Origin of the sequence: Bradyrhizobium sp. Pha-3 (genome assembly GCF_042258325.1) — a bacterium.
In the GTDB taxonomy this organism is placed as follows: domain Bacteria; phylum Pseudomonadota; class Alphaproteobacteria; order Rhizobiales; family Xanthobacteraceae; genus Bradyrhizobium; species Bradyrhizobium elkanii.
On the sequence record NZ_CP170151.1, the window covers coordinates 9,097,352 to 9,119,935 of the forward strand.

Annotated in this window: 23 protein-coding genes and 1 pseudogene; 5 read left to right on the top strand and 19 right to left on the bottom strand. The window is 64.7% G+C overall.

The features are described 5' to 3' along the window. Positions 1-47: 47 nt before the first annotated feature. Positions 48-1,043: a biotin synthase BioB gene (bioB, locus tag ACE10X_RS43395; protein WP_375763861.1), complete on the bottom strand. Its 996-nt coding sequence runs from the start codon at positions 1,041-1,043 to the stop codon at positions 48-50. A 124-nt stretch (positions 1,044-1,167) separates the two neighbouring features. Between bioB and ACE10X_RS43400 the strand changes: the two genes are divergently transcribed. Beyond that, positions 1,168-1,806: a GntR family transcriptional regulator gene (locus ACE10X_RS43400; protein ID WP_038382534.1), complete on the top strand. Its 639-nt coding sequence runs from the start codon at positions 1,168-1,170 to the stop codon at positions 1,804-1,806. A 226-nt stretch (positions 1,807-2,032) separates the two neighbouring features. On the opposite strand, the gene greA is transcribed toward ACE10X_RS43400, so the two are convergent. From greA to ACE10X_RS43420, 4 genes are all read right to left on the bottom strand, one after another. Next, a complete protein-coding gene (gene greA, locus ACE10X_RS43405) occupies positions 2,033-2,515 on the bottom strand; it encodes a transcription elongation factor GreA (protein WP_038382535.1) in 483 nt (160 codons plus the stop codon). A 79-nt stretch (positions 2,516-2,594) separates the two neighbouring features. Continuing rightward, a complete protein-coding gene (locus tag ACE10X_RS43410; protein ID WP_038382536.1) occupies positions 2,595-5,741 on the bottom strand; it encodes an efflux RND transporter permease subunit in 3,147 nt (1,048 codons plus the stop codon). After that, complete coding sequence (locus tag ACE10X_RS43415) at positions 5,738-6,973, bottom strand: efflux RND transporter periplasmic adaptor subunit (RefSeq protein ID WP_244435692.1); 1,236 nt, start codon at positions 6,971-6,973, stop codon at positions 5,738-5,740. Before ACE10X_RS43415 ends, ACE10X_RS43410 begins: the two co-directional genes overlap by 4 nt. Before the next feature lie 312 nt (positions 6,974-7,285). Further along, positions 7,286-8,422, bottom strand: a complete 1,137-nt coding sequence (locus tag ACE10X_RS43420) for a hypothetical protein (protein WP_038382538.1) — start codon at positions 8,420-8,422, stop codon at positions 7,286-7,288. A 658-nt stretch (positions 8,423-9,080) separates the two neighbouring features. Between ACE10X_RS43420 and ACE10X_RS43425 the strand changes: the two genes are divergently transcribed. Further along, complete coding sequence (locus tag ACE10X_RS43425; protein ID WP_038382539.1) at positions 9,081-10,193, top strand: helix-turn-helix transcriptional regulator; 1,113 nt, start codon at positions 9,081-9,083, stop codon at positions 10,191-10,193. A 25-nt stretch (positions 10,194-10,218) separates the two neighbouring features. On the opposite strand, the gene ACE10X_RS43430 is transcribed toward ACE10X_RS43425, so the two are convergent. Then, the gene (locus ACE10X_RS43430) at positions 10,219-10,977 is read right to left on the bottom strand and encodes a dienelactone hydrolase family protein (protein ID WP_304557376.1); all 759 of its coding nucleotides are present in this window, start codon (positions 10,975-10,977) and stop codon (positions 10,219-10,221) included. A 250-nt stretch (positions 10,978-11,227) separates the two neighbouring features. Here ACE10X_RS43430 and ACE10X_RS43435 point away from each other — a divergent pair, with 250 nt between their 5' ends. Beyond that, on the top strand, positions 11,228-11,533 hold the full coding sequence (locus tag ACE10X_RS43435) for a hypothetical protein (RefSeq protein WP_051002729.1): 306 nt from the start codon (positions 11,228-11,230) through the stop codon (positions 11,531-11,533). 3 nt (positions 11,534-11,536) lie between these two features. Then, positions 11,537-12,058 (top strand): DUF1697 domain-containing protein, encoded by a 522-nt coding sequence (locus tag ACE10X_RS43440; RefSeq protein WP_038382543.1) that lies wholly within the window; start codon positions 11,537-11,539, stop codon positions 12,056-12,058. Positions 12,059-12,197: 139 nt separating this feature from the next. Here the strand turns inward: ACE10X_RS43440 and ACE10X_RS43445 are convergent, their stop codons facing one another. From ACE10X_RS43445 to ACE10X_RS43505, 13 genes and pseudogenes are all read right to left on the bottom strand, one after another. Beyond that, positions 12,198-13,421, bottom strand: coding sequence for a threonine ammonia-lyase (locus ACE10X_RS43445; RefSeq protein WP_038382544.1), 1,224 nt, complete (start codon positions 13,419-13,421; stop codon positions 12,198-12,200). Positions 13,422-13,893: 472 nt separating this feature from the next. Then, complete coding sequence (locus ACE10X_RS43450; protein ID WP_162832404.1) at positions 13,894-14,049, bottom strand: response regulator; 156 nt, start codon at positions 14,047-14,049, stop codon at positions 13,894-13,896. Between the two features lie 54 nt (positions 14,050-14,103). Next, positions 14,104-14,514 carry an aminoacyl-tRNA deacylase gene (locus ACE10X_RS43455; RefSeq protein WP_244435693.1) on the bottom strand — a complete coding sequence of 137 codons (411 nt, stop codon included), beginning with the start codon at positions 14,512-14,514 and terminating at the stop codon, positions 14,104-14,106. 94 nt (positions 14,515-14,608) lie between these two features. Beyond that, the gene (gene bchE / locus ACE10X_RS43460; RefSeq protein ID WP_038382546.1) at positions 14,609-16,165 is read right to left on the bottom strand and encodes a magnesium-protoporphyrin IX monomethyl ester anaerobic oxidative cyclase; all 1,557 of its coding nucleotides are present in this window, start codon (positions 16,163-16,165) and stop codon (positions 14,609-14,611) included. 116 nt (positions 16,166-16,281) lie between these two features. Then, positions 16,282-17,022 (bottom strand): di-trans,poly-cis-decaprenylcistransferase, encoded by a 741-nt coding sequence (locus ACE10X_RS43465; RefSeq protein ID WP_018269238.1) that lies wholly within the window; start codon positions 17,020-17,022, stop codon positions 16,282-16,284. 30 nt (positions 17,023-17,052) lie between these two features. Beyond that, on the bottom strand, positions 17,053-17,475 hold the full coding sequence (locus tag ACE10X_RS43470; RefSeq protein ID WP_375764659.1) for a transcriptional regulator: 423 nt from the start codon (positions 17,473-17,475) through the stop codon (positions 17,053-17,055). Beyond that, positions 17,462-18,079 (bottom strand): hypothetical protein, encoded by a 618-nt coding sequence (locus tag ACE10X_RS43475; protein ID WP_038382547.1) that lies wholly within the window; start codon positions 18,077-18,079, stop codon positions 17,462-17,464. Before ACE10X_RS43475 ends, ACE10X_RS43470 begins: the two co-directional genes overlap by 14 nt. A gap of 128 nt (positions 18,080-18,207) precedes the next feature. Then, positions 18,208-18,564 carry a DUF1428 domain-containing protein gene (locus ACE10X_RS43480; protein ID WP_028341411.1) on the bottom strand — a complete coding sequence of 119 codons (357 nt, stop codon included), beginning with the start codon at positions 18,562-18,564 and terminating at the stop codon, positions 18,208-18,210. Between the two features lie 113 nt (positions 18,565-18,677). Beyond that, the gene (locus ACE10X_RS43485) at positions 18,678-19,415 is read right to left on the bottom strand and encodes a thioredoxin family protein (RefSeq protein WP_038382548.1); all 738 of its coding nucleotides are present in this window, start codon (positions 19,413-19,415) and stop codon (positions 18,678-18,680) included. An 18-nt stretch (positions 19,416-19,433) separates the two neighbouring features. After that, positions 19,434-19,796 (bottom strand): annotated as a pseudogene (locus ACE10X_RS43490) (SRPBCC domain-containing protein); the annotation flags it as partial. Beyond that, positions 19,781-20,236 carry a helix-turn-helix transcriptional regulator gene (locus ACE10X_RS43495; protein ID WP_038382550.1) on the bottom strand — a complete coding sequence of 152 codons (456 nt, stop codon included), beginning with the start codon at positions 20,234-20,236 and terminating at the stop codon, positions 19,781-19,783. The pseudogene ACE10X_RS43490 and the gene ACE10X_RS43495, both read right to left, overlap by 16 nt. Positions 20,237-20,366: 130 nt before the next feature. Next, on the bottom strand, positions 20,367-20,654 hold the full coding sequence (locus tag ACE10X_RS43500) for a DUF3551 domain-containing protein (protein ID WP_028341408.1): 288 nt from the start codon (positions 20,652-20,654) through the stop codon (positions 20,367-20,369). Between the two features lie 171 nt (positions 20,655-20,825). Continuing rightward, on the bottom strand, positions 20,826-21,797 hold the full coding sequence (locus ACE10X_RS43505; protein ID WP_038382551.1) for a tripartite tricarboxylate transporter substrate binding protein: 972 nt from the start codon (positions 21,795-21,797) through the stop codon (positions 20,826-20,828). Between the two features lie 204 nt (positions 21,798-22,001). Here ACE10X_RS43505 and ACE10X_RS43510 point away from each other — a divergent pair, with 204 nt between their 5' ends. Next, entirely contained in the window at positions 22,002-22,421 is a 420-nt protein-coding gene (locus ACE10X_RS43510) for a VOC family protein (protein WP_038382552.1), read from the top strand. Positions 22,422-22,584 lie beyond the last annotated feature (163 nt).

Genomic DNA, 22,584 nt, shown 5'->3' on the forward strand with positions numbered 1-22,584 from the left:
TCGTTGGTCGCGCGGCGAATCCCACCGCGCGCGTGCCGGAGGCGCGCTTAGGCGAGGGCGGAGTTGATGCCGAGCCGGTCCAGCAGATTGGCGTCGCGATCGCGCTGCGGGTTCCTGGTGGTCAGCAGCACATCGCCGATGAAGATCGAATTCGCGCCGGCAAGGAAGCACATCGCCTGCAACTCGTCGGTCATGTATTGCCGTCCGGCCGACAGCCGCACCACGCTCTTCGGCATCATGATCCGCGCGGTGGCGACCAGACGCACCAGCGCGATCGGATCGGGCCGTTCCGCGGTGTCGTTGACCGGCACGCCCTTGACCTCGTTCCACAGATTGATCGGCACGCTCTCCGGATGGCTGGGGAGACTAGCAAGCAGCATCAGCATGCCAAGCCGGTCATCGACCTGTTCACCCATGCCGATAATGCCGCCGCAGCAGACCTTGATGCCGGCGTCGCGCACATGCGCGAGCGTATCGATGCGATCCTGCAGGGTGCGGGTGGTGATGATCTTGTCGTAGAACTCCGGCGAGGTGTCGACGTTGTGGTTGTAGAAATCGAGCCCGGCGTCGGAGAGACGCTCGGCCTGCTTTGGCGTCAGCATGCCGAGCGTGACGCAGGTTTCCATGCCGAGGCCCTTCACCGCGCTGACCATGTCGCAGACCTGATCGAGATCGCGATCCTTCGGGCTGCGCCAGGCCGCAGCCATGCAGAAGCGGGTTGCGCCGGCATCCTTGGCGCGCTGCGCGACCGCGACCACTTCCTCCCGCGGCATCAGGCGAGTGGCCTTCAGGCCGGTATCGTAATGCGCGCTCTGCGAGCAGTAGCCGCAGTCTTCCGGGCAGCCGCCGGTCTTGATGCTGAGCAGGCTCGCGGTTTCGACGTGGTTCGGATTGAAGTTGGCGCGATGCACGCCTTGCGCCTGAAACATCAGGTCCGCAAACGGCAGGTTATAGAGTGCTTCAGCCTCGGCACGCTCCCAGGTCTTGCGGGGCGCTGCACTGGTGCGGCTGTCGGTCCGTTCGATCTCCACGACATCAACCATAGAGCTTGCCTTCTCGTTTGCTATAGATCATAGATAATCTGACATATTATCTATGATATTTGGACTTAGAACGATGCTAGCCGAGCCCGGACGAACGCGCACCCGTTTTTACGATAGATAATCTATGACGAACGAAGGTGAGAACACGACCACCGCGGGGCGCATCGCCGAGGCGATCGGCGAGCGCATCATCAGCGGCGAGTTGCTGCCGGACGCGCCGCTGCGGCAGGACCATGTCGCGCGCGAATTCCACTCGAGCCACGTCCCGGTGCGCGAGGCCTTCAGGCAATTGGAGGCGCAGCACCTCGTCGTTGCGGTGCCCCGTCGCGGGGTGCGGGTCGCGCCGCTCGACACCAGATCGGTGAAGGAGATCGCCGAGATGCGCGCCGCGCTCGAAGTGGTCGCGTTGCGCAATGCCGCCCCCAGGCTCACATCGGCCCATCTGGCACGGATCGAACTCGCCATGATCGAAGGCGACAATGCCGAGACGGTGCAGGATTTCGAGATGGCCAATCGCGCCTTTCATCATGCGCTGGTGGCGCCGTGCGCGATGCCGCGACTGCTTGCCAACCTCGACGGCCTGCAGCTTGCGAATTCGCGACTGGTGTTCGCGATGGCGCGCAATGCCGGCTGGCGGCCGCGGCCGAGCCAGGATCACCGCGTGATCCTGCAGGCGCTGCGCGCGCGCAACATCGAACAGGCCTGCAGCCTGCTGGCGCGGCATATTCAAACCATCGAGCGGCTTGCCCTGCCGGCGGCGTGATCACTTTGCTCCGAATCGAGCGGCGGACTCCGGTTCACCTCGCCCCGCGTGCGGGGAGAGGTCGGAACGCATCGGCAGATGCGTTCCGGGCGAGGGGGAGTCTCCGCGAGAGTATCTGTCTCCGTGTGTGCGGAGGCAGCCCCTCACCCCAACCCTCTCCTCGTAGTTACGGGGCGAGGGGGCGCACCGCCCTTGCGACCGCCATTCAATCTAATCCCATCACTTTCTAAGCGATCGCAACGATCTCCAACTCCTGATCGCCGGCGCCTGCGACGTCGCCCACGGCCTTGCCCATCAGCGACCTCGCCACCGGCGAGACAAAGGAAATCGAGCCTGCCTTTGGATCGGCTTCGTCCTCGCCGACGATGCGATAGGTCTGCACCCGCCCGTCGGCGCGGCTGAACGTCACCGTGCTGCCGAAGGCAACGGTTTCGGTGGAAGCAGGGTCAGGCACGACCTGCGCGGTGCGGAGCCGCTCCGTGAGATAGCGCACGTCGCGTAGCGGAACCGCCGACTGCCGCCGCCGTTCGTTGACGTCGTCCAGCTGTTGCGCGGCCTCAAAGGCCTCGCGCGCCGCCTGGAACTCACGCTCCAGTGCCTTGCGTCCTGCTTCGGTCACCAGGTTGGGATGCGGCGAAATAGGGCGATCCGGCAACAGCGTTTCAGACGCGGTCTCGGCACTTTCTTCCTTGGTGAAGGCAACGCTCAATCCAGAACTCCGTCGATGAGGCAGGCAGTATAGCCCCGCCTCACGCGTCCCGCTAATGCGCGATGGGATTAGGCTGGATCTAATGCGACGCCGGCTGTTCCGCCTTGCCTCGACGACCGAAGCGGTTTTTGGCACTCTCGCGCCAGCCTTGGAAGGTGACAAAGAGCATCGGCACCAGGAAGATGCCGATCGAGCTTGCGGCGAGCATGCCGCCGAACACCGCGGTGCCGACCGCGCGGCGGCTGATTTCCGCAGCGCCGGTCGCGACCACCAGCGGCACCAGGCCGAGGATGAAGGCGATCGAGGTCATCATGACCGCGCGGAAGCGCATTTGCGCGCCCATCGTCGCGGCTTCGGCGATCGGCCTGCCGGCCTCGCGCTGCTCCTTGGCGAACTCGACGATCAGAATGCCGTTCTTGGCGGCGAGCGCGATCAGCACCACGAGGCCGATCTGGCCGTAGAGATCGAGGTTCAGACCCGCGAGCTTGATCGCAAGATAGGAACCGAACACGCCGACCGTGACCGACAGCAGCACGGGAATCGGGATCGTCCAGCTCTCATACAGCGCCACCAGGAACAGATAGGCGAACAGCACCGCGAGCCCGAGGATGATGCCGGTCTGGCCGGAGGCGGCCTGCTCCTGATAGGCGGTGCCGGTCCATTCATAGGAGTAGCCCGAAGGCAGCGTCGACTTGGAGAGATCGGCCATCGTCGCGATCGCGGTGCCCGAGGACACGCCCGCCGCCGGGCTGCCGTTCACGGTGACCGAACGATAATTGTTGTAGCGCGTGATCACCTGCGGACCGGTCACGATCCGCAAGGACGCGATCGAGCGGATCGGCACCATCTCGCCGCCGCTGTTGCGCACATAGATCTGCCAGATGTCGGGGATGTCGCGGCGGTTGGCCGCGTCGCCCTGCACATTGACCTGCCAGGTGCGGCCAAACAGGTTGAAGTTGTTGACGTAGATGCCGCCGAGCGTGGCCTGCAGCGCGGTGAAGACGTCCGCCATGTTGAGGCCGAGCGCCTGCGCCTTGGCGCGATCGATATCGAGATAGACCGAAGGGTTGGTCGCGGTGAAGGTCGAGAACACGCGGGCCAGATTTGGATTTCGGTTCGCCGCGCCGATCAGCCCGCCCATCACGCTGCTGAGCGAAGCCGGATCCTGCCCTTCCAGCGCCTCGAGTTGATATTCGAAGCCGCCGGAGGTCGAAAGCCCGATGATCGGCGGCAGGTTGAACGGCAGCACCGAGGCCTGGCGGATCTGCGATCCCCCGACGAAGGTCTGCCCGATCGCCGCCTGCACCGAGTCGGTGACGGCCTTGCGATCGGCGAACGCCTTCATGCGCGCCACCATGAATGCCGAATTCGGCTCGCTGGCACCGTCGAGCAGCGAGAAGCCGATGATCGACAGCACATGGTCGATCGCCGGATTCTTCTTCAACAGCGCCTCGACCTGCTTGGTGACCTCGCTGGTGCGCGCCACCGATGCGCCGTCGGGCAATTGCACCGCGATGAAGAAGGCGCCCTGATCCTCCTCGGGCAGGAAGCCGGTCGGCGTGATCTTCGACACGCCGAACACCGCGCCGGCAAACACCAGCACCGCGACCAGCGACAGCACCGCCACACGAACCAGCCGTTGCACCACGCCGGCGTAGCGGTCGCGCACCCAGTCGATGCTGCCGAGCACCCGTCCCATGATGCCGCGGCGCGGTCCGCCATGGCGCAGGAACACGGCGCACAGTGCCGGCGACAAGGTCAGCGCATTCAATGCCGAGATCACCATCGCGGCGCTGATCGTCACCGCGAACTGGCGGAACAGCGTGCCGGAAATGCCCGGGATGAACGCGATCGGCACGAACACCGAGAGCAGCACCAGCGAGATCGCGATGATCGGCGCGGTGATCTGCGCCATCGCCTTCTTGGTGGCGTCGGCCGGCGACAGCTCCGGCTCCTCCTCCATGACCCGCTCGACGTTCTCGACCACGACGATGGCGTCGTCGACCACGATGCCGATCGCAAGCACCATCGCCAGCAGCGACACCGTATTGGCGGAATAGCCGAGCGCCAGCAGCACCGCGAAGGCGCCGATCAGGCTGACCGGAACCGCGACCGCCGGGATCACCGTGGCGCGCAGATTGCCGAGGAACAGGAACACCACGATCACGACGAGCACGAAGGCCTCGCCGAGCGTCTTCATCACTTCCTTGATCGTATCGGACACGAAGGTGGTGGAGTCGTACTGCACGAGATAAGTCAGCCCCGGCGGAAACCGCTCTGACAGCCGCGCAAGCGTGGCCTGCACCGCCTTGGCCGTGGTCACGGCATTGGCGCCGGGCGCGAGATAGATGCCCATCGGCACGCCGGGATTGCCGTCGATCCGCGACTCCGAATCCATGTTCTGCGCGCCGATCTCGACGCGAGCAACGTCCCTGATCCGCAGCACCGATCCATCCGGATTGGCCCGCAGCACGATGTCGCCGAACTGCTTGGATGTCGTCAGGCGGCCCTGCGTCTGCACATTGAACTGGAACTGCTGGTCATTGCTGATCGGACGTGCGCCGATGCGGCCGACCGGCGCCTGCACGCTTTGCGCCCGGATCGCGGCGATCACGTCCGACGGCGCCAGATTGAGGCTGGTCAGGCGCTGGGTGTCGAACCAGATCCGCATCGAGTAGTTCAGCTTCGCGAACAGCGAGGCCTGTCCGACGCCCGGCGTGCGCGAGATCGCATCCAGCACGTTGATGATCGCGTAGTTGGTGATGAACAGCGGGTCCTGCTCGCCGCTCTTGCTGTACAGCACGATGAATTGCAGCACCGCCGAGGATTTCTTCTGCACGGTCAGGCCCTGCGCCTGCACCTCGGTCGGCAATTGCGCGAGCGCGCTCTGCACGCGATTGTTGACGTTGACGGTGTTGATATCGGGGTCGGTGCCGAGCGCGAAGGAGACCGTCAGCGTGTAGCTGCCGTCATTGCCGCTGGTCGACTTCATGTAGAGCATCTTGTCGACGCCCACGACCTGCGCTTCCAGCGGCTGGGCGACGCTCGATTCCACCACTTCAGCCGATGCGCCGGGGAACACGGCGGAGACCGTGACCTGCGGCGGCACGATGTCCGGGAACTGGGCGACCGGAATCTGCATCAGCGCCAGCGCGCCCGCGATCGTGATCACGAACGCGATGACGATCGCGAGCCGCGGACGATCGACGAAGACAGCGGAAATCATGGATTATTGCCCGTCGATTTCGGCGTGCTGCTGGCGCCGCCGTCCGCCGAAACCTTCATGCTCGACTGGATCAGCGCGCTAACAGGCCCCGGCGCCACCACCTCGCCCGGTTTGACCTTCTGCAATCCCTCGACGACCACCTTGTCGCCGAGCGAGATGCCGCTCGTCACCGCCGCGATCGTTGCGGTCGATTGCCCAAGCTGGATCCGCCTTTGCTCGGCCTTGTTGTCCGCGCCGACGACATAAACATATTCACCCTGCTGGTCCGACAGCACCGCCGAACGCGGGATCGCCAGCACCTCGACCGGCTGCACGCCTTCGAGGAGAACGGTCACGAACTCATTGTCGGTCAGCTCGCGGACCGAGCCGCCGGCGGCGACGGACGTGTATGTTGACGGGTTGGGGATGACGCCGCGCAGGGAGATGGTGTCGGTATTCTGCGCGATCGTGTTGTTGACGAAGTTCAGCTCACCCGTCTTCTCGTAGAGCCGGCCGTCCGGCAACCGCAGGCGGATGACGACGGCCTTGAAGCCGCCGCGCGTCGCATAGCGGTCGCGCAAATCGAGCGCCTCGCGGACGGGCACGGGAAACGTGACATACATCGGGTCCTGGCTGACGATGGTTGTCAGGGTTCCCGAGCTCGGCGTCACGACGTTGCCCTCGGTCACCGCGGTGCGTCCGATCCTGCCGTCGATCGGCGAGTGGATCATGGTGTAGTCGAGATTGATCTGCGACAGGTCGACCTGCGCCTGCGCGGCCTGCACCTGCGCCTCGAGGCTCTGCTGGTTGGCGACCGCCGCATCAACGTTGGATTGCTGGCCGGCCGGACCGCCCATCAGGGCCTTGGCGCGGTCGGTGGTCAGCTTGGCGTTGACCAGCGTCGCCTGCAATTGGGCCACCTGTGCCTTCTTCGATGCAAGATCGGCCTCGAACGGTCCGCGCTCGAGTTGATACAGGAGATCGCCGGCCTTGACCTCGGCACCCTCGACAAAGTTCCGCTTGTCCAGGAATGCCGTGACGCGCGCCACCACGTTGACTCGGTTGGGGGCCTCGATGCGTCCGAGAAATTCACTGGTTTCGGTGACCGGCCGCTTCACCGCCTCGAACACGCCCACGGCAGGAGGCCCGGGCGGTCCCGCCTGGGCATGGGCCGCTGATACTCCCGCCGCCACCAATCCCGCCGATACGAGAAGCCCTGCCAAACGACCGAGCATGCGTTCCGTATCACTCATGCAGTCCAACCCTTCGGCTACCAACAGACGCTACGAGACGGATATGACGTCGAGTTCCCTCAGACCCGAAGGTCAGGATGGGCAGGTGCGTTGCAGCAGATCATAACGCGGCCAATCCGACAATCCTGCAACTCGACCGCGATCGTTGCGCCGATCCCGACGACAGCCAGCTTTCAAGAGCGCTGCAATGCCACCATGACACAGCCATTGCGGCCGCGCGGACCGGCTCAGTGCATGCCGCCGGCGCCGAAAGCTCCCGTCAATGTGATCCACGCGAGCGCACCCTCGATACAGACGAGGTCGGGCTGCCGCTCACAGCGCGATGGCGTTCTTCAAGCGAGCGGTGTCTTGATAGGCTGGCGACGCCAGATGTTCGGATAGCCATGGCCGCGCGCGCTTGCCGCTGACCTCGTGCGCGCCATCGAAGACGTCCATGTCGATCAAATGTGGATGGCCTGACGATGCGTAGATCGACTGCATTTGCGAAAACTTCTCATCGCGCCCAAGTTCCACGGCGTTTGCACCGTCACGGCTCCCGATCTCGACAAACAGCGGGCACGGGCAGAGCAGGCACGCCAGCTCTGCGCCGGTGTACTTGGCGCGGCCGTTGCTGAAATGAATGTAAGCCGCAAGTTCGACGCCGAGATTCTTGCTGATCACGGGCGACGTCAGAAACCTCTTCTCGTCGCGCATATATCCGGAGACGACGGTCGGCCGCATCCGCCCCGTAGCGGCTTCCAGATGGAGCGCGAGAAAGGCGCCCCAGGACACCCCGTATACGCCGACGTTCAAACCCGACGCGCCGGTGAGCTTCCGGCAGACAATTTCGCCGGCGTCGAGCGATGCGCATGACACGTTGTGGGCGGAGACACCGTGGGATGCCAGCATCGCTGCGATGTTGTTCTGGCTCTCCTGATTTCCGATCTGGACGATGTAAGGACACCAGACGACATAGCCGTCCCGACATAGCCGTTTGCCGAGCGCGTTCATGTAGTCCCTGTCGGTATCGTCGAAGCAGCGCTCCGGCGTGCTCGCCATGCCGTGGCCAAGCAGGATCAATCCCTTGAATTCTCCGTCGGGAATTCCAAGACATCCGCGCACCGGCACGCCGCATTCCAGATCGAACTCGATCTTCACGACCGAGAATCCATCCGCGGGCGCGCGCCAGAGAACCCGGATCTCGTCGTGCGACGGCCGATAAAGCCGCCGCGCCCGGAACAGAGATCGCATCTCTGCGCGAATCTCCGAACCGGTTGCGACCGCATGCAGCCTGCCGCTTGCTGCGATATCGAACAACGACCGGCAGAACTGATCGTAGCCAAGGGTCGGCAAGTCGACATTCGCGCATGATCCCTGGCAATGGCGCAGCGCCAGCCCGTCGTTGCCGGCCCGCGACGAGGGGCCGACCAGCGTCATCAACAATCCGGAAAGCGCCCTGCGGCTGATCATCGACTCTCCCCGAGCCGACGATGGCTCGCATGAATGTCAGAGGTGGTTGCCCAAAGCGCGATGAGACCAGGTTTGTATCGCCATCGCGCTTGAGGCCGCTCCCTAGGCATGATCTTTTTCGGAAAACCGCTTCGCACTTTTCCGGATCATGCCGTAGCTGGCGCTACGGATTGCGCGGACACAAATTAAAGGATGTTCATGCTCGAACGATCGCGTGCAGCGTTGCAAATGTGTGACGCCGGCAGGCTTGGCGTAGCGTCAATCCACGCCAATCAGGTTTCGGGATGCTTCGGAATATTTCCGCCTGTCACGCAGCTTCGATTTCGCCACACGCGACGATGATCGTCAGGCCTTGATTATCGAGTCTTCATCAAGTCTCTATCAAGCCTTGGGCTTGACCCCGCCGACCTGGCATCGGCCTTCGAATTCGTCGTCCGGGCGCCGGCGGCCGCGCGCCGGGTCGCAGCCGACCGAGCGAGGCCCACGCGCCCGCCCGAAAATCGCGAAGAAGAGCGGCGAAAATGTCGTAATTCCCCCTGATGCGCGTGAACGCGCACCGGAATAACCCGGACTCGTGGCTCGGACTGAATTGCTTTACGCAATATTTCCGGGGTCGCCGGGTTTATCTATTGGGCAACAACGGTTTTTGGAACGACCGATGGCGAACGACCTGCACGAACATCTGATTGAATTGGCCTATGAGGCCGCGGTCGTCCCCGAATTGTGGCCGAATGTCCTGCATCAGGTCGGTGCGATCGCGCGTGCGCGCGGTATCGTGCTGCTGACGGCGGCCCCGCACGACGTCCGCTGGGTCGCATCCCCCGACATGCACGACGACACGGTGGCCTATGTCGAGGGCGGCTGGCACGAGCGCAACGGGCGATTGCCGCGCCTGCTCGCGGCCAACCATGCCGGCTTCCTGCGCGACATCGACGTGTTCGATACGCCCGAGGAGGTGCAGCAGGATTTCCAGATCCGCGAATTCTTCCGCCCGCGCGGGCTCGGATGGGGCGCCGGTACTGCGATCCCGGTGCCGAGCGGCGACGTGCTGATCTACAGCGTCGAGCGCGAATACCAGCACGGACCGATCGAGCGGGAAGCAATCGAGCAGCTCGACGCGCTGCGGCCGCATCTGGCGCGCGCCGCGCTGCTGTCGGCGCGGCTCGGGATGGAGCGCGCCAGGGCGGCAACCGAATCGCTGGCGATGCTCGGCCTGCCCGCGGCAGTGCTGCGGCGCGGCGGCCGCCTGATGGCGGCCAACACGCTGTTCGACCGCCTCGTGCCCGACGTGATGCAGGATCGCGGCGAGCGCCTGACGTTGGCGGCGACCACTGCCGACACGCTGTTCGCCCAGGCCCTGGCCGCGCTTGATCAGGGACTGATCGGCGTGGAGGTGCGCTCGGTGCCGATCGCGGCGCAGGAGGATCGGCCGCCGCTCATCGTGCATCTCGTCCCGATCCACGGCGCGGCGCGTGACCTGTTCGACCGCGCGGCGGCGATCGTGATCGTGACGCCGGTGGTGCCGGCCGAGGTGCCGACCGCGGAAGTGCTGCAGGGTCTGTTCGACCTGACGCCAGCGGAGGCGCGCGTTGCGCGCGGCATTGGCGAAGGACGCACCGTCGAGGCAATCGCCGGCGCATTCGGCATCTCCCGCGAAACGGTGCGCAACCAGCTCAAGGCGGTGCTGGCCAAGACCGGACTCGGCCGGCAGGTGGAGCTGGCCGGACTGCTGGCCGGCGCGAAGGTTCCGCCGGGGTCGTCAGGAGACTAGCGCACCCCGCGCACGGCCCTCGGCCTCAAGCCGCGCTCAGGCGGGCCTGGAAGAAGCCGGCAACACGGCTGACCGCATCAGCGGTCATCGGATCATTGTCCGCGAAATCGAAACCGTGCGCCTTGCCCGGATATCGGACGATCTCCGCTTCGGCGCCGACCGACTTGCCAAGCCCGACAAGCGCCTCACCCTTGGCGAGCGGCACGTTGCGGTCCGCCTCGCCGTGCAACTCGATCATCGGCGGCAGGTGCTTGACCTCGGGCGCAATCTTGTCGGGCACGCCGCCATACAGCACGGCCAGCGCGGACACCCGCGCGTCGCGGACCGCCGCAGCAGCGGCAACGTAGCCGCCGAGCGAGAAGCCGAGCAGTCCGATCCGGCCGGAACTGTCCGCGCTCGATAGCACCGCTGATAGCACAGCCGAGACGCGCGCAGCCCAGGCGTCAAAACGCCCGCTCTCGTAGGCCTCGCGGCGATCGCTGGTGTGCATCGTCTCGAGCGCCTGCTCGTCGGCCGGCGTGTAGTAGCGAACGTAATAGGCGTCGATGCCGTCTGCGGTCAGCGCGTTGGCATAACGTTCATAGGCCCGCGGCCTGAGGTCGAAGCCGCGCGAGCCGTGCAGGACAAGCACGGCCGGCCGCTTGCCGGTACGCCCGCAGGCAAAACGATTGAGCGTGACGCGGCCTTCGCCGGCATCGACGCTCAGCGTCTCCGCGGCGGCCGCCGCAAGCGAAGGCGATGCCGCCAGCAGGGCAAGGAGGCTCCGTCTGCTGATTGCTCGCATCGAAACCTCGTTCGGACTGCGCGGCTCTTGGGCCGGGCTGCGCCGCTATATCATGCCGGACCGCACGCCCGGTAGAGCATGTCATCGGCCGCCGGCGGCCAGCCCACCGGCACGCCTGCCGCCGATCGTGGCGGCAGCCGCGGGGACATCGCAAAAGGATCGCATGTTCAAACGGCACCGGTTACGCTAGGGGTAGCTCCCCTCCCTCCGCGCCCGCTCCGGCGCATGTCCAGTCAATGAGTGCATCTGAATGGCCGAAGCCGACCTCGACGCCGTCATCCGGCAAACCGCAAAAGCGCAGACCAAGGCCGTGATGGCGGCTGCCAAGAAACATCAGGCCGTCTGGGTCGCGCGCGCGGCCAAGGCCAAGGACAAGGAGGCCAAGGCGCGCTTCCGCTTCCTGGCCAAGAGCACGATGCTGAACGCAACCGCGACTGCCAAGCGGTTGCAGAATTCGGCCGAGAACGCCGCCGACGCCTATGCCCGCGCCATGAAGAAGGCGATGGAAGAGCTGCCGCCGGCCAAGAAGCCCGCGACGAAGAAAGCCGACGGCTAGTCGATGCCGCGTTACGTCGCCCTGTTGCGCGCGGTTAATGTCGGCGGCACCGGCAAGCTGCCGATGACCGAGTTGAAGGCGATGTGCGTCGACGAGGGATTTGCCGACGCGCAGACGTATATCGCGAGCGGCAATGTCGTGTTCCCCTCGAAGCTCGGCGCAGCCAAGGTCAAGGCCGCGCTGGAGCGGCGGCTGCAGGCTTATGCCGGCAAGCCGGTCGGCGTCGTCGTCCGCAGCGCGGACGAGATCGCCGCGGTGCTGAAGGCCAATCCGTTTCCGAAAGCGCCGCCGAACTATACTGTCGCGATCTTCCTCGACGAGCCACCGCCGAAGGACGCCTTGAAGGACATCAAGGGCCGGCAGGACGAAGAGGTGAGGCTCGGCAAGCGCGAGATCTATGTCGCCTATGGCAGCGGCATGGGCCGCTCGAAGCTGAAGATCCCCGCCGCCGCCAAGGGCACCGCGCGCAACATCAACACCATCGCGAAGCTCGCCGAGCTGGCGGCGGGTGATGACGAAGGTTAGTTCGCCCATTGAAATCCGTCATCCTGAGGAGCGCGCACTTGCGCGCGTCTCGAAGGATCGACGGCCCGGCTGGTGGCCGATTCATCCTTCGAGGCTCGCTCCGCTCGCGCCTCAGGATGACGGTCAAGCAGTCTGACAGCTAACTCTCCCGCACGGCAAATCCGGCGGCGCCGAGCCTTGCCAGCACCTCCTCCAGATGCGCGCGGTCGCGCGTTTCGATCACGAGCTCGAGCAGCGTCGCCTTCGCCGGAAGATCGGAGAAGGTGCGCTGATGCGAGACCTCGATGATATTGGCGCCGGCATCGGCAAGCAGGATCGACACCGCCGCGAGCTGTCCGGGCCGGTCGACGATGTCGAGCGCCAGCTGCGTCAGCCGTCCCTCGCGGGCGAGCTCGCGGGTCAGGACCGAGGCGATCAGCCTGGTGTCGATATTGCCGCCTGTCAGCACCAGGCCGACATTGCGGCCGGCAAAGCGCGCCGGTGCCGCGAGCACGGCGGCGAGGCCGGCCGCGCCGGCGCCTTCGACCACCGTCTTCTCGATCGAGATCAGGGTCGCGACCGCGCGCTCGATCTGGTCCTCGCTGACCAGGATGATGTCGTCGACGAGCTGGCGGACGATTTTCGTGGTGATCTGCCCGGGCGCCTTGACCGCAATGCCCTCGGCGAGCGTGTCGCCGCGCATCGGCAGCTGCTCGCCTTTGACCGTATTGTACATTGACGGATAGAGCTGGGCCTGCACGCCGACGACCTGGATCGACGGCTTCAGCGCTTTCGCGGCGGTGGCGATGCCCGAGATCAGCCCGCCGCCGCCGATCGGCACCACCAGGATATCGAGCTCCGGCACCGCCGCGAGCATTTCAAGTCCGATCGTGCCCTGACCGGCGATGATCAGCGGATCGTCATAGGGATGGATCAGGATCAGGCCCTTATGTGCGGCATGCGAGCCGACGAACGCGAAGCATTCTTCCAGCGTCTGCCCGGTGATGATGACCTCGGCGCCGTGCCGCCTGGTGTTCTCGATCTTCACCATTGGCGTGCCGATAGGCATCACGATGGTGGCGGGGATGCCGAGCCGCTTGGCGTGATAGGCCACGCCCTGGGCGTGATTGCCGGCCGACATCGCGATCACGCCGCGCTTGCGTTCCTCGGGCGACAGCGCCTGCAGGCGATTCAGCGCGCCGCGCTCCTTGAAGGTCGCCGTGAATTGCAGGTTTTCGAATTTGAGGAACAGGCGGCAGCCGCAGATCTCGCCCAGCGTGCGGCTCTCATTGCAGGCCGTGACCATGACCGCATCCCGGATCACATCCGCGGCACGGCGTATGTCGGCAAGGGTGATGGCGGCGGTATGGGCAGGCTGCGGCATCGGGTTTCGCTTTGGTCCGTTTCGTCAGACGGAACCTAGCGGGTTTCGGCGCCGAAAACGACCGCGCAGAGCATGATCCGGAAAAGTGCGAAGCGGTTTTCCGGAAAGATCATGCTTAAACAACGAGCTAGAGCGCGATGACGATTCAACCCGATCTCGTCGCCCTTCAGCGTGCGGTCAACAGCCGCTCGTCTGGCCTCGCCGGCCCGGCCAGCTGAACCTCATCGCATTTTGGGCATATCAGCGCGGTGCGGAAATGCTTGTCGAGCACAATGGTTCGCGTCCTGCCGCACTGGCAGCGCATCGGCTTATCCATGTAAAACCGGCCTGGGTTCGAGATGCAAGGAAAGCGTGCGCCTAGCTACCTCGGTCCGGTTAACCCAATACGACCTGCCGCCGGAGAATTTGTCGCGCGGTCTTTTTTGAGCAAGATCTCTTCGGAAAACCGCTTCGCACTTTTCCGGATCATGCTTCAGAAGAAGCCGGCGCTGAGATCGAGGCCGTAGCTCGCCCTGAGCGCCGCGACGAACAGCACCGCGGCGGCAAACAGCAGGACATGCCGGGCGATGCTGCTTCGAAGCGAATTGGCCGGAAACGCGCGTGCGATCGATTGAGCCAAAGCAGCCATCTGCGACCTCCGGAGCCACGTCCCGAAGGTAGGTCGCGTGCAGCGCAGTGAGGTTCAATGCGGCTCGCGGATCGGCCGGCGGCGCGCCAACGTGCTCTGTTCGGGATCACGCTGTGGCCGCACCCGGCTTTTGAAGCGGTGACCGACCACGATCAGCTTGCCATCGGCGCGGATCGCGGTCTCGGCCGCTGGCGCGGACGGCAGATTGTCTTGCGTGACCGCCTCCAGCGCGCGGAGGAACTCGCGACCGGCCGATGTGATCTTCCAGCCTTCGACGTCACGGAGCACATAGCCATGGCTAAAGATATCGAGTTCGGGGACCCGCGATGCCAGACGTTTGATCCGCGCATGCCAATCGTCGCCGCTCGATGAGAGGATTGCGAGGTCGCGCTTAAGTGAATTGAGGGTGGCTCTGCCGCCGAAATGACTAGCCAATATTTTTAAGATCGCAACCTGTATGCTCAACTCGACGCCTCGACCGCCACGGTTCTTTTTGTTCTGCGCAGCCGATCTGGAAATTATCGCGCCGATGACTCAGGCGTCCAGTCATCAGCGCCAGTTATCCAGAACCCGGCAAGACGGTATCGACTTGCGCTGCGCGTGATGTGCCGACGCGACGCTCGGGCCGGCGCGACGACATCGATTCCGCCTCCATATCCTGCGGCGCGCCCCAAAATTCCTGCACCGTCGGTCCGTGCTTCAGTCTTTTGTCGCGCAGGAAGCCGAGAATTTCGTGCGGCCAGACCCGGCGGCCCATCTGCGTGTACCAGCGCATCGCGTGGCGAAGTCCGGCGTCGCGGTGAAGCAGCACGCGGAGCAGCGCCTTCGGGCGGCATTGCAGCACCATCTCGGTGAACTTGAACCAGAGCAGCACGCGCCATGGCGGCATGTGCCGGGTCGCCAGCACCTGATGCTTGTAGTCCCAGAGCCTACGATCGGTCTGGATGACGCGCCGCTCCGCCGCGAGACGGAAATAGGGCGTCCAGCGATGCGGCGTGACGTAGAGCATCTGGATCTGATCGGGATCATAGGACAACAGCTGCCTGAGACCGCGCCAATGATCGCGATCGGTCTCCTCCTCGAAGCCGACCACCCAGGTCGCCATCGACAGGATGCCGTGCCGGCGCATCAAACGGATGGCCTCGCGATCGATCGTGGTGGTCGCGCCCTTGCGGATCAGCTCCAGCGTCTTCTCGTCGGTGTTCTCCATGCCGAGCAGGAAGCGCTGCCACCCGGCTTTCTTGTAGAGATGCAGGATGTCGGCATCGCGCACGATGTCGTCGGCGCGGGTCGAGCCGACCAGGATCAGATCGACATCCTCCGCGATCAAGGCCTCGAGAAAGGCCCGCCACGCCTTCTTCGAGACGGTCGGGTTCTCGTCGGCGAAATTGATCACTTTGACGCCGTGCTCGCGATGGAGCCGCGCCAGCTCCTTCGCAAACCGCACGGGATCGCGGTGCCGCCATCGCGTCCAGAAGCCGCGCTGGCCGCAGTAATTGCAGAGATGCGGACAGCCGCGCGAGAATTGCACAACGACGGCGCGCAGGCCGCCCCAATAGCTGTACCGCGCGTGATCGATCAATTCCCAGCCGATGCGATAGGCATCGAGGTCACGGATAACAGGCGCAGGCGGCGTCACGCGCGGCCCATAATCGTCGCGGAATGCGATGCCGTTGATGATGCGGAGATCCTCGCCGGCCTCCAGCGCCCGCATCAAACGCCGCACGGTTTCTTCGCCCTCGCCGCGCACGATCGCGGTGACGTAGCGCTCCTCGCGCAGGATGTCGCGCCAGTGGTAGGTCGGAAACACGCCGCCATAGACGATCCGGACACCGGGCACAGCCTTGACGATCGCCTGCGCCACCTCGGCGATAACAGGATGGCCCGACGTCGAGCCGGAATGGCCGAACAGCACCGCATCCGGTGCAGATCTCGATGCCTCCGCCACGATGGCTTCGACCGGCATCGGTCCGAACTCGGCATCGATAAGACCGACGTCGTGGCCGTCATCGATCAGCGGCCCGCCGATCGACAGCAGACCGAGTGGCGGCAGATGGTCGTCGGGGATCCGGCTGCCGATCGCCGGATGCGGCACGTTGATGAGAAGAATGCGCATGGATGATCGCTCCCGCTTTGGTTGGCGTGATCGTTCGTCCCCGCATCTTGTGAGAGAAAAAGCCCAACCCCCCCGGCCGGGCTTTAGGAAGAGAGCAGTTGGCGCGGCTTGACGCGCTAGAGGTTCGGCACCTCCGCCGGCGCGATCGCGGTCAGTCCGCCGAAGCGGCGCTCGCGGCGATGGAAGGAGCCGAGTGCGTCGGCGAGATCGTCGGCATCGAATTCGGGCCACATCCGCTCGGTGAAATGCAGCTCGGCATAAGCGCCCTCCCAGAGCAGGAAGTCCGACAGCCGTTTCTCGCCCGAGGTGCGGATGATCAGGTCGACGTCGCGCAGGCCGGCCTCGCCGGTGATGAGATCGGCGAAAGTCTCGCGGCTCAGCTCGCCGGCGCCGGCCGCGCGTGCGGCGGCGTTCAGGATGGCGTCGCGCGCCGAATAATCGATCGCGATGCGCAGATGCAGCGTGGTGCCGCCGGCGGTCTCGGCCTCCGCGCGCGTGATCGCTGCGGCGATGCCGTCGGGCAGCCGGTCGCGGCGGCCGATCACGGTGAGGCGAACGCCGTTGCGCACGAGCGCGGCGATCTCGTTGGCGAGATAGAACCGCAGCAGCCCCATCAGCGCCGCGACCTCGGCCTTCGGACGGCGCCAATTGTCGCTCGAGAAGGCGTAGAGCGTCAGCGTGCCGACGCCCTGGTCCGGTGCGGCCTCGACGATGCGGCGGATCGCCTCGACGCCGGCCTCGTGTCCGCGCAGGCGCGACAGGCCGCGTCGTGTCGCCCAGCGGCCATTGCCATCCATGATGATGCCGACATGGAGCCTGATGGCGGCTTCCGGCTTGAGCGCGACGTTACTTTGCATCACAAAGTCTCCGGACAAAAATGGGATGATTCAAACCGGCTGGATACCGAGGCGGCTGGCTGCGCGGTCGTCCTTGCCGATGGCCTTTTCTGCCGTACCGGCAGCCCTCTCGGCCGTGCCGGCGGCCTTGGCCGCGTCACGCACCAGCTGCTCGAGCACGGCGAGATAGTCGAGGAAACGGCGGCGACCGCTCTTGGTCAGGCGGCAGGTGGTGTGCGGACGATTGCCTTCATAGCCCTTGATGACGTCGACGAGACCGGCCTCCTGCAGCACCTGCAGGTGCCGGCTGAGGTTGCCGTCGGTCAGGCCGCAGAGCTGCTTGAGATCGGCAAAGGCGAGCCCCTTCGGATGCGCCATCAGCGAGGTCAGCAGGCCGAGCCGCGCCTTCTCGTGGATGACGCGGTCGAGGCCATCATAGGCGAACGGCGCGGTGGTCAGGTCAGTCTTCGGCATCATGGCCTCCGGAAGCGAAATAAAGCAGTGCTGCGAGCAGCAACTGGCCGATCGCGAATGGCAGTCCCATGGTCCAGGGCGACAGCGCGTGGCTCTGGCTTGCGATCAAGAGCACCGTGAAGCCCGACAGGAAATACCAGGCGCCGCCGAGCGCGATCGTGCGCGGCAGCAGGCGGACCGAGGCGAACACGCCGAGGCTGACCAGCACCTGCCACAGGCCAGGCAGCATCCACAGCGTCTCGGGCGCGAACTTCCATTGCAGGACAGCGAGCAGCACGCCGGCGATCACAGCCGGAACGAACTGCTCGATCGCCTGCTGGACCATCGCGTCCGCAAGGCCGGAATGATGCCGGCGCGAGCGCGCCTGCATCTCGATCCAGATCAGCACGGCGGAGACCAACGCGGCCGCCGCCCAGCCTGCGAGGAACGCGACCGGATGAGCGGTGGGATCGGCAAGCCAGAGATATTGCGCAAGCGCCGTGATGAGCGCGATGCCGCTGGTGGCGGCGACGGTCGCCGGACCGTAGCCGCGAAACGCCGTTCCGGCCGCAATCTGGCTGCGGATCGCGAGGATATCGGCCAACGCCTTGTCGAGGTCACGCATGATTCGCCAGAACTTTGTATTGCAAAGTATACGGGATCACCAAGTAAACGCAAGCGGCACCGCGCCGGTTGCCGAGCGTGATGTTTAACAGCCGGTTACTGTGCGGATTGCGGCGAAACCGTGCCGCGTCAGACCTTCACGAGGCTGGCGAAGCCGCCATAGATCATCCGCTTGGCGTCGAACGGCACGTCGCCCGTGCCCATCGATGCCAGGCGTGGATCGGCCATCACCTTGGCGTTGATCCTGTCGCGCTGGGCGCGCGACTTGTAGGTGATCCAGGCGAACACGACGGTTTCACCGGCCTTCAGTTTCACGCTCTGCGGAAATGAGGTCAGCTTGCCCGGCTTGACGTCGTCGGCAACCCATTCGCGATAATCCAGCGCGCCATACTCGCGCCAGACCTTGCCGGCCTTCTTCGAGAGTTGCGCATAGGCTTTGAGTTTCTTCTTCGGCACGGCGACGATGAACCCATCGACGTAAGGCATGCGGATGACTTCCTGCTGTTTGGTTCCCCGTCATTGCGAGGAGCGAAGCTATGAAGCAACCCATCTCGACACTTGCGGCGCGATGGATTGCTTCGCTGCGCTCGCAATGACGATCAGGAGTGACAGCAGGATGCCTGAACCGGCGCCGGTTGGTACTGGTCACGTAGCCGCACCCAATCCATCGGATAGGGCAATCCTTCCTCGTGGCGGCCGAGCGGCGTCAGGTCGAGATAGTGATAGGCGGCATTCATCATGTCGAGGCCGCGCGCGAAGGTCGAGTAGGTGTGGAACACGCTTCCCTGCTCGTCGCGACAGAACACGCTGATGCCGGGCAGTTCGGGACCGTAGAGCGGGGTCGTTCCATAGTTGTACTTCGCGGTCCCCGCATCGATCTGCGCTTGCGTGAACGAGACGCCGTAATCGTAGTTGAAGTCGCTCTCTCCCGAGGAGACCCAGTCGAAGGTCCAGCCCATCCGTGCCTTGAATGCGTCGAGCTTGGCGAGCGGCGCCCGCGAGATCGCGATCATCGTGGTGTCGCGCGCGGCCAGATGCGGAACCATGCGCTCGAAGCCGTCGGCCCAGAACGAGCAGCTCTTGCACGCTGCGTCCCACTCCGGCGCGAACATCACGTGCTGCACCACGAGTTGCGGCCTGCCCCTGAAGAGATCGCCGAGCGTCATTTTGCCGCCAGGGCCGTCGAACACATAGTCCTTGTCGACCTTCACCCATGGCAGTTCGCGGCGCTGCCGGCTCAGCGCGTCGCGGGCCTGGGTCAGTTCCTTCTCACCGGCCATCAATGCCTTGCGGGCTGCGATCCATTCCTCGCGCGAGACGATCTTGTGCTGTTGCATGGGATGCTCCTTTGCAGATCAGGCGTCGACAAAGCTTTCCAGATTGCCGAGGAATGCGGTCCAGCCGCGCTGGTGGTTGTCGCGGGCGGTCTCGTCGACGAACTGCGCGTGATGGAAGGTGAGCAGCGTACCGCCGGCATCGGGCTTGATCGATATCGTCACCTCGGATTCGCGTTCGGGCGTCGAATGCCAGGCCCAGCTGAACACCAGCTTCTCGTTCGGCACCACCTCACGATAGACGCCGCCGACCTCGTGATACTCGCCGTTCGTGCCGATGAATCCGATGCGATAGCGTCCGCCGACGCACACATCGAGCTCCGCACGCGTCGTGGCCGGCTTGACCCCACCCGGTCCGAACCACTGCGCTAGATTTTCCGGCTCGGTCCACGCGGAGTAGACTTTTTCCGGCCGCGCGCGGAGCCGCCGCGTGAGAGTGAGGCTTGGGCGCGCGGCGGGGCCGGCATCGACGGCGACTGCGGATTTGTTTGCCATGGATCTTCCTCCACAAAAGCGGCAAGGCGGTCGAGGTTGTCGGACCAGAATTGCGCATAGCGATTGAGCCAGTTCATCGCCTGCTCCATCGGCCGCGCGGTGAGCCGGCACGCCACCGTGCGTCCGGTCTTTTCGCGCGCGACGAGACCCGCATCGGTGAGCACGTCGAGATGCTTCATGATCGCGGGCAACGACATCGCGAACGGCTGCGCCAGCTCGCTCACCGACAGGCTGTCCTGCTCGCCGAGCCGCGCCAGCAGCGCGCGGCGGGTGGGATCGGAAAGCGCGGCAAAGGTGCGGTCCAGCGTCTCGTCCTGATACTTAACCATGTGGTTTAGTATAGGCGCAAACGGCGCGACGTCAAGCGCGCGACTTCACGATGGCGTCAAGACGTGGCCCGGCGCAGGGACGAACGTCAGGAACGGTGGCGACAGACCGCCTTGCGGTAATGCCGCAACGCTAGTCGGGATAAACGGTCCGGTGCCGGCGCTGATAGCGGCCCGGTGGCGGCGGCGGCGGTTCGCTGAACAGGAAGCGCGGATTCTCGCCGCAATAGAGATAGCGGCCGGAAACGCTCGCGAGACATTGCTCGTAGGTTCGATAGGCGCATTCGCCGGGATAGCCCAGGCTCGGGCCCTGCGCACACCATGGGTAGTCATAAGGATCGGCGGAAGCGGGCGTGATACTCGCCGCGCCGGCGAGCGTCACCGTTCCCAGAACAAGCATTGCCAATCCCGATGCGCGCATGATCCGGCTCCTCGGATGCCGCAGTTAGCAAGATACGGCATCCTTTGTAAGGTTCCTGAACGTCATTTTATTCCGCGTCAAGGCCGACGAATTTGGCTTCGGCCAGGGACCGGCTGTTCCGCGCGGGCCACATTGGTCCCGCGCGATCCAGCATCGCACCTCTTGCGGCGTCTACTCGACCTTGAGGCCGGCGAATTCGACCACCTTCTTCCACTTGTCGGTCTCGGCCTTGATGTCGTTGCCGAAGGCTTCCGGCGTCTGGATCAGCGGATCGCCGCCGAGCTCGACCAGGCGCTTCTTCATGTCGGGTTCGGCGAGCACGGCGTTGATCTCGGTGTTGAGCTTGGCGATAACTTCCTTCGGCATGTTCTTCGGCGCGCCCATGCCGAACAGCGCGCTCGCCTCGTAGCCCTTCACGGTCTCGGCGACCGACGGAACGTCCGGCAGTTGCGAGGATCGCTCGGTTGACGTCACCGCCAGCGCGCGCAGCGCGCCGGAGCGGATGTGCTGGATGATCGAGGGCATGTTGTCGAAGATCACCTGCACCTGGCCGCCGAGCATGTCGGTGATCGCGGGCGCGGCGCCGCGATACGGCACGTGCTGCATCTTGCAGCCGGTCATCGCCATGAACATCTCGCCGGAGAGATGCACCGAGGTGCCGTTGCCGGAAGAGGCCATGTTCACCTTGCCGGGATTGGCCTTCACATATTCGATGAACTCGGCGACGGTCTTGGCGGGCACGTCCTTGTTGACGGTCATCACGTTCGGCACGCGATTGAAGGAAGCAACCGGCGCGACATCGCGCACGAAGTTGAACTTCAGATTGGCGTAGAGCGAGGCGTTGATGTAGTTGGCTGGATTGACCAGCAGCACAGTGTAGCCGTCCGGCTCGGCGTTGATCGCCGCCTCGGTGCCGATATTGTTGCCGGCGCCCGGCTTGTTCTCGATCACGAATTGCTGCCCGAGCCTCTCCGACAGCCGCTGCCCGATCAGGCGCGCGATGATGTCGGTGGCACCGCCCGGCGGATAACCCACGATCCAGCGCACCGGCCGCGCCGGATAGTCGGCAGCGGAAGCGCGGCCGATCGCGAATGTCGAAATCCCCGACCCGATCAGGCCCAGCGCGGTACGGCGTGAAATCATGAAGTTTCTCCCAATCCAGCAGGGTTTGGCGCCCTGCCCGTTTCTGTTGCGTTGCGTGCGGCGCGGTTTTAACAAACAATGCCTGAAGCGGCCAGTGCGACACGTGCGCCGCCGACCGCGACGAAAGACTAAGCTTCGGCTCTGATCGCATCAGAACCGGCGACCACATCGCTCGAAAGCACTCTGGACCGAAGAGGATCGATCATGTCCGTCAAGGTGAATGGGCTCGACCATCTCGTGATCAACGTCACCGATGTCGTGCGCTCGGTTGCCTGGTACAGCAGGATCCTCGGCATGGAGGTGAAGGTGTTCGACCCGGGCAAGGGCAAGACACCGCGCACCTCGCTGGTGTTCGGCAACCAGAAGATCAATGTGCGGCCGCGCGATGCCGACAAGGTGGACTGGTTCACCGCCGATCACGAGGCGGCCGGCAGCGACGATCTCTGCTTCCTCACCTCCAGCACGCCCGAGGAAGTGGTCGCGCATCTGAAGGCCAATGGCGTCAGGATCGAGGAAGGCCCGGTGGCCAAGCAAGGCGCGCGCGGCACGCTGCGCTCGGTCTATTGCCGCGACCCCGACGGCAGCCTGATCGAGATCTCGTCGTACGAGAAGGGCGCGACCTAGCTTTCGCTCGTCCTTGCGAGCCGGCGTGGCGTGCGAATGCGCGCCCGATGACGGATGCCGCGAATAAATCGATCTCTTCCGCGCGGCGGAACAGATTGCTTCAACGCAAAACCGCTTTGCAAATCCCGATTTGCTCTCGGCGCATACCGATGGCAGAACTGCT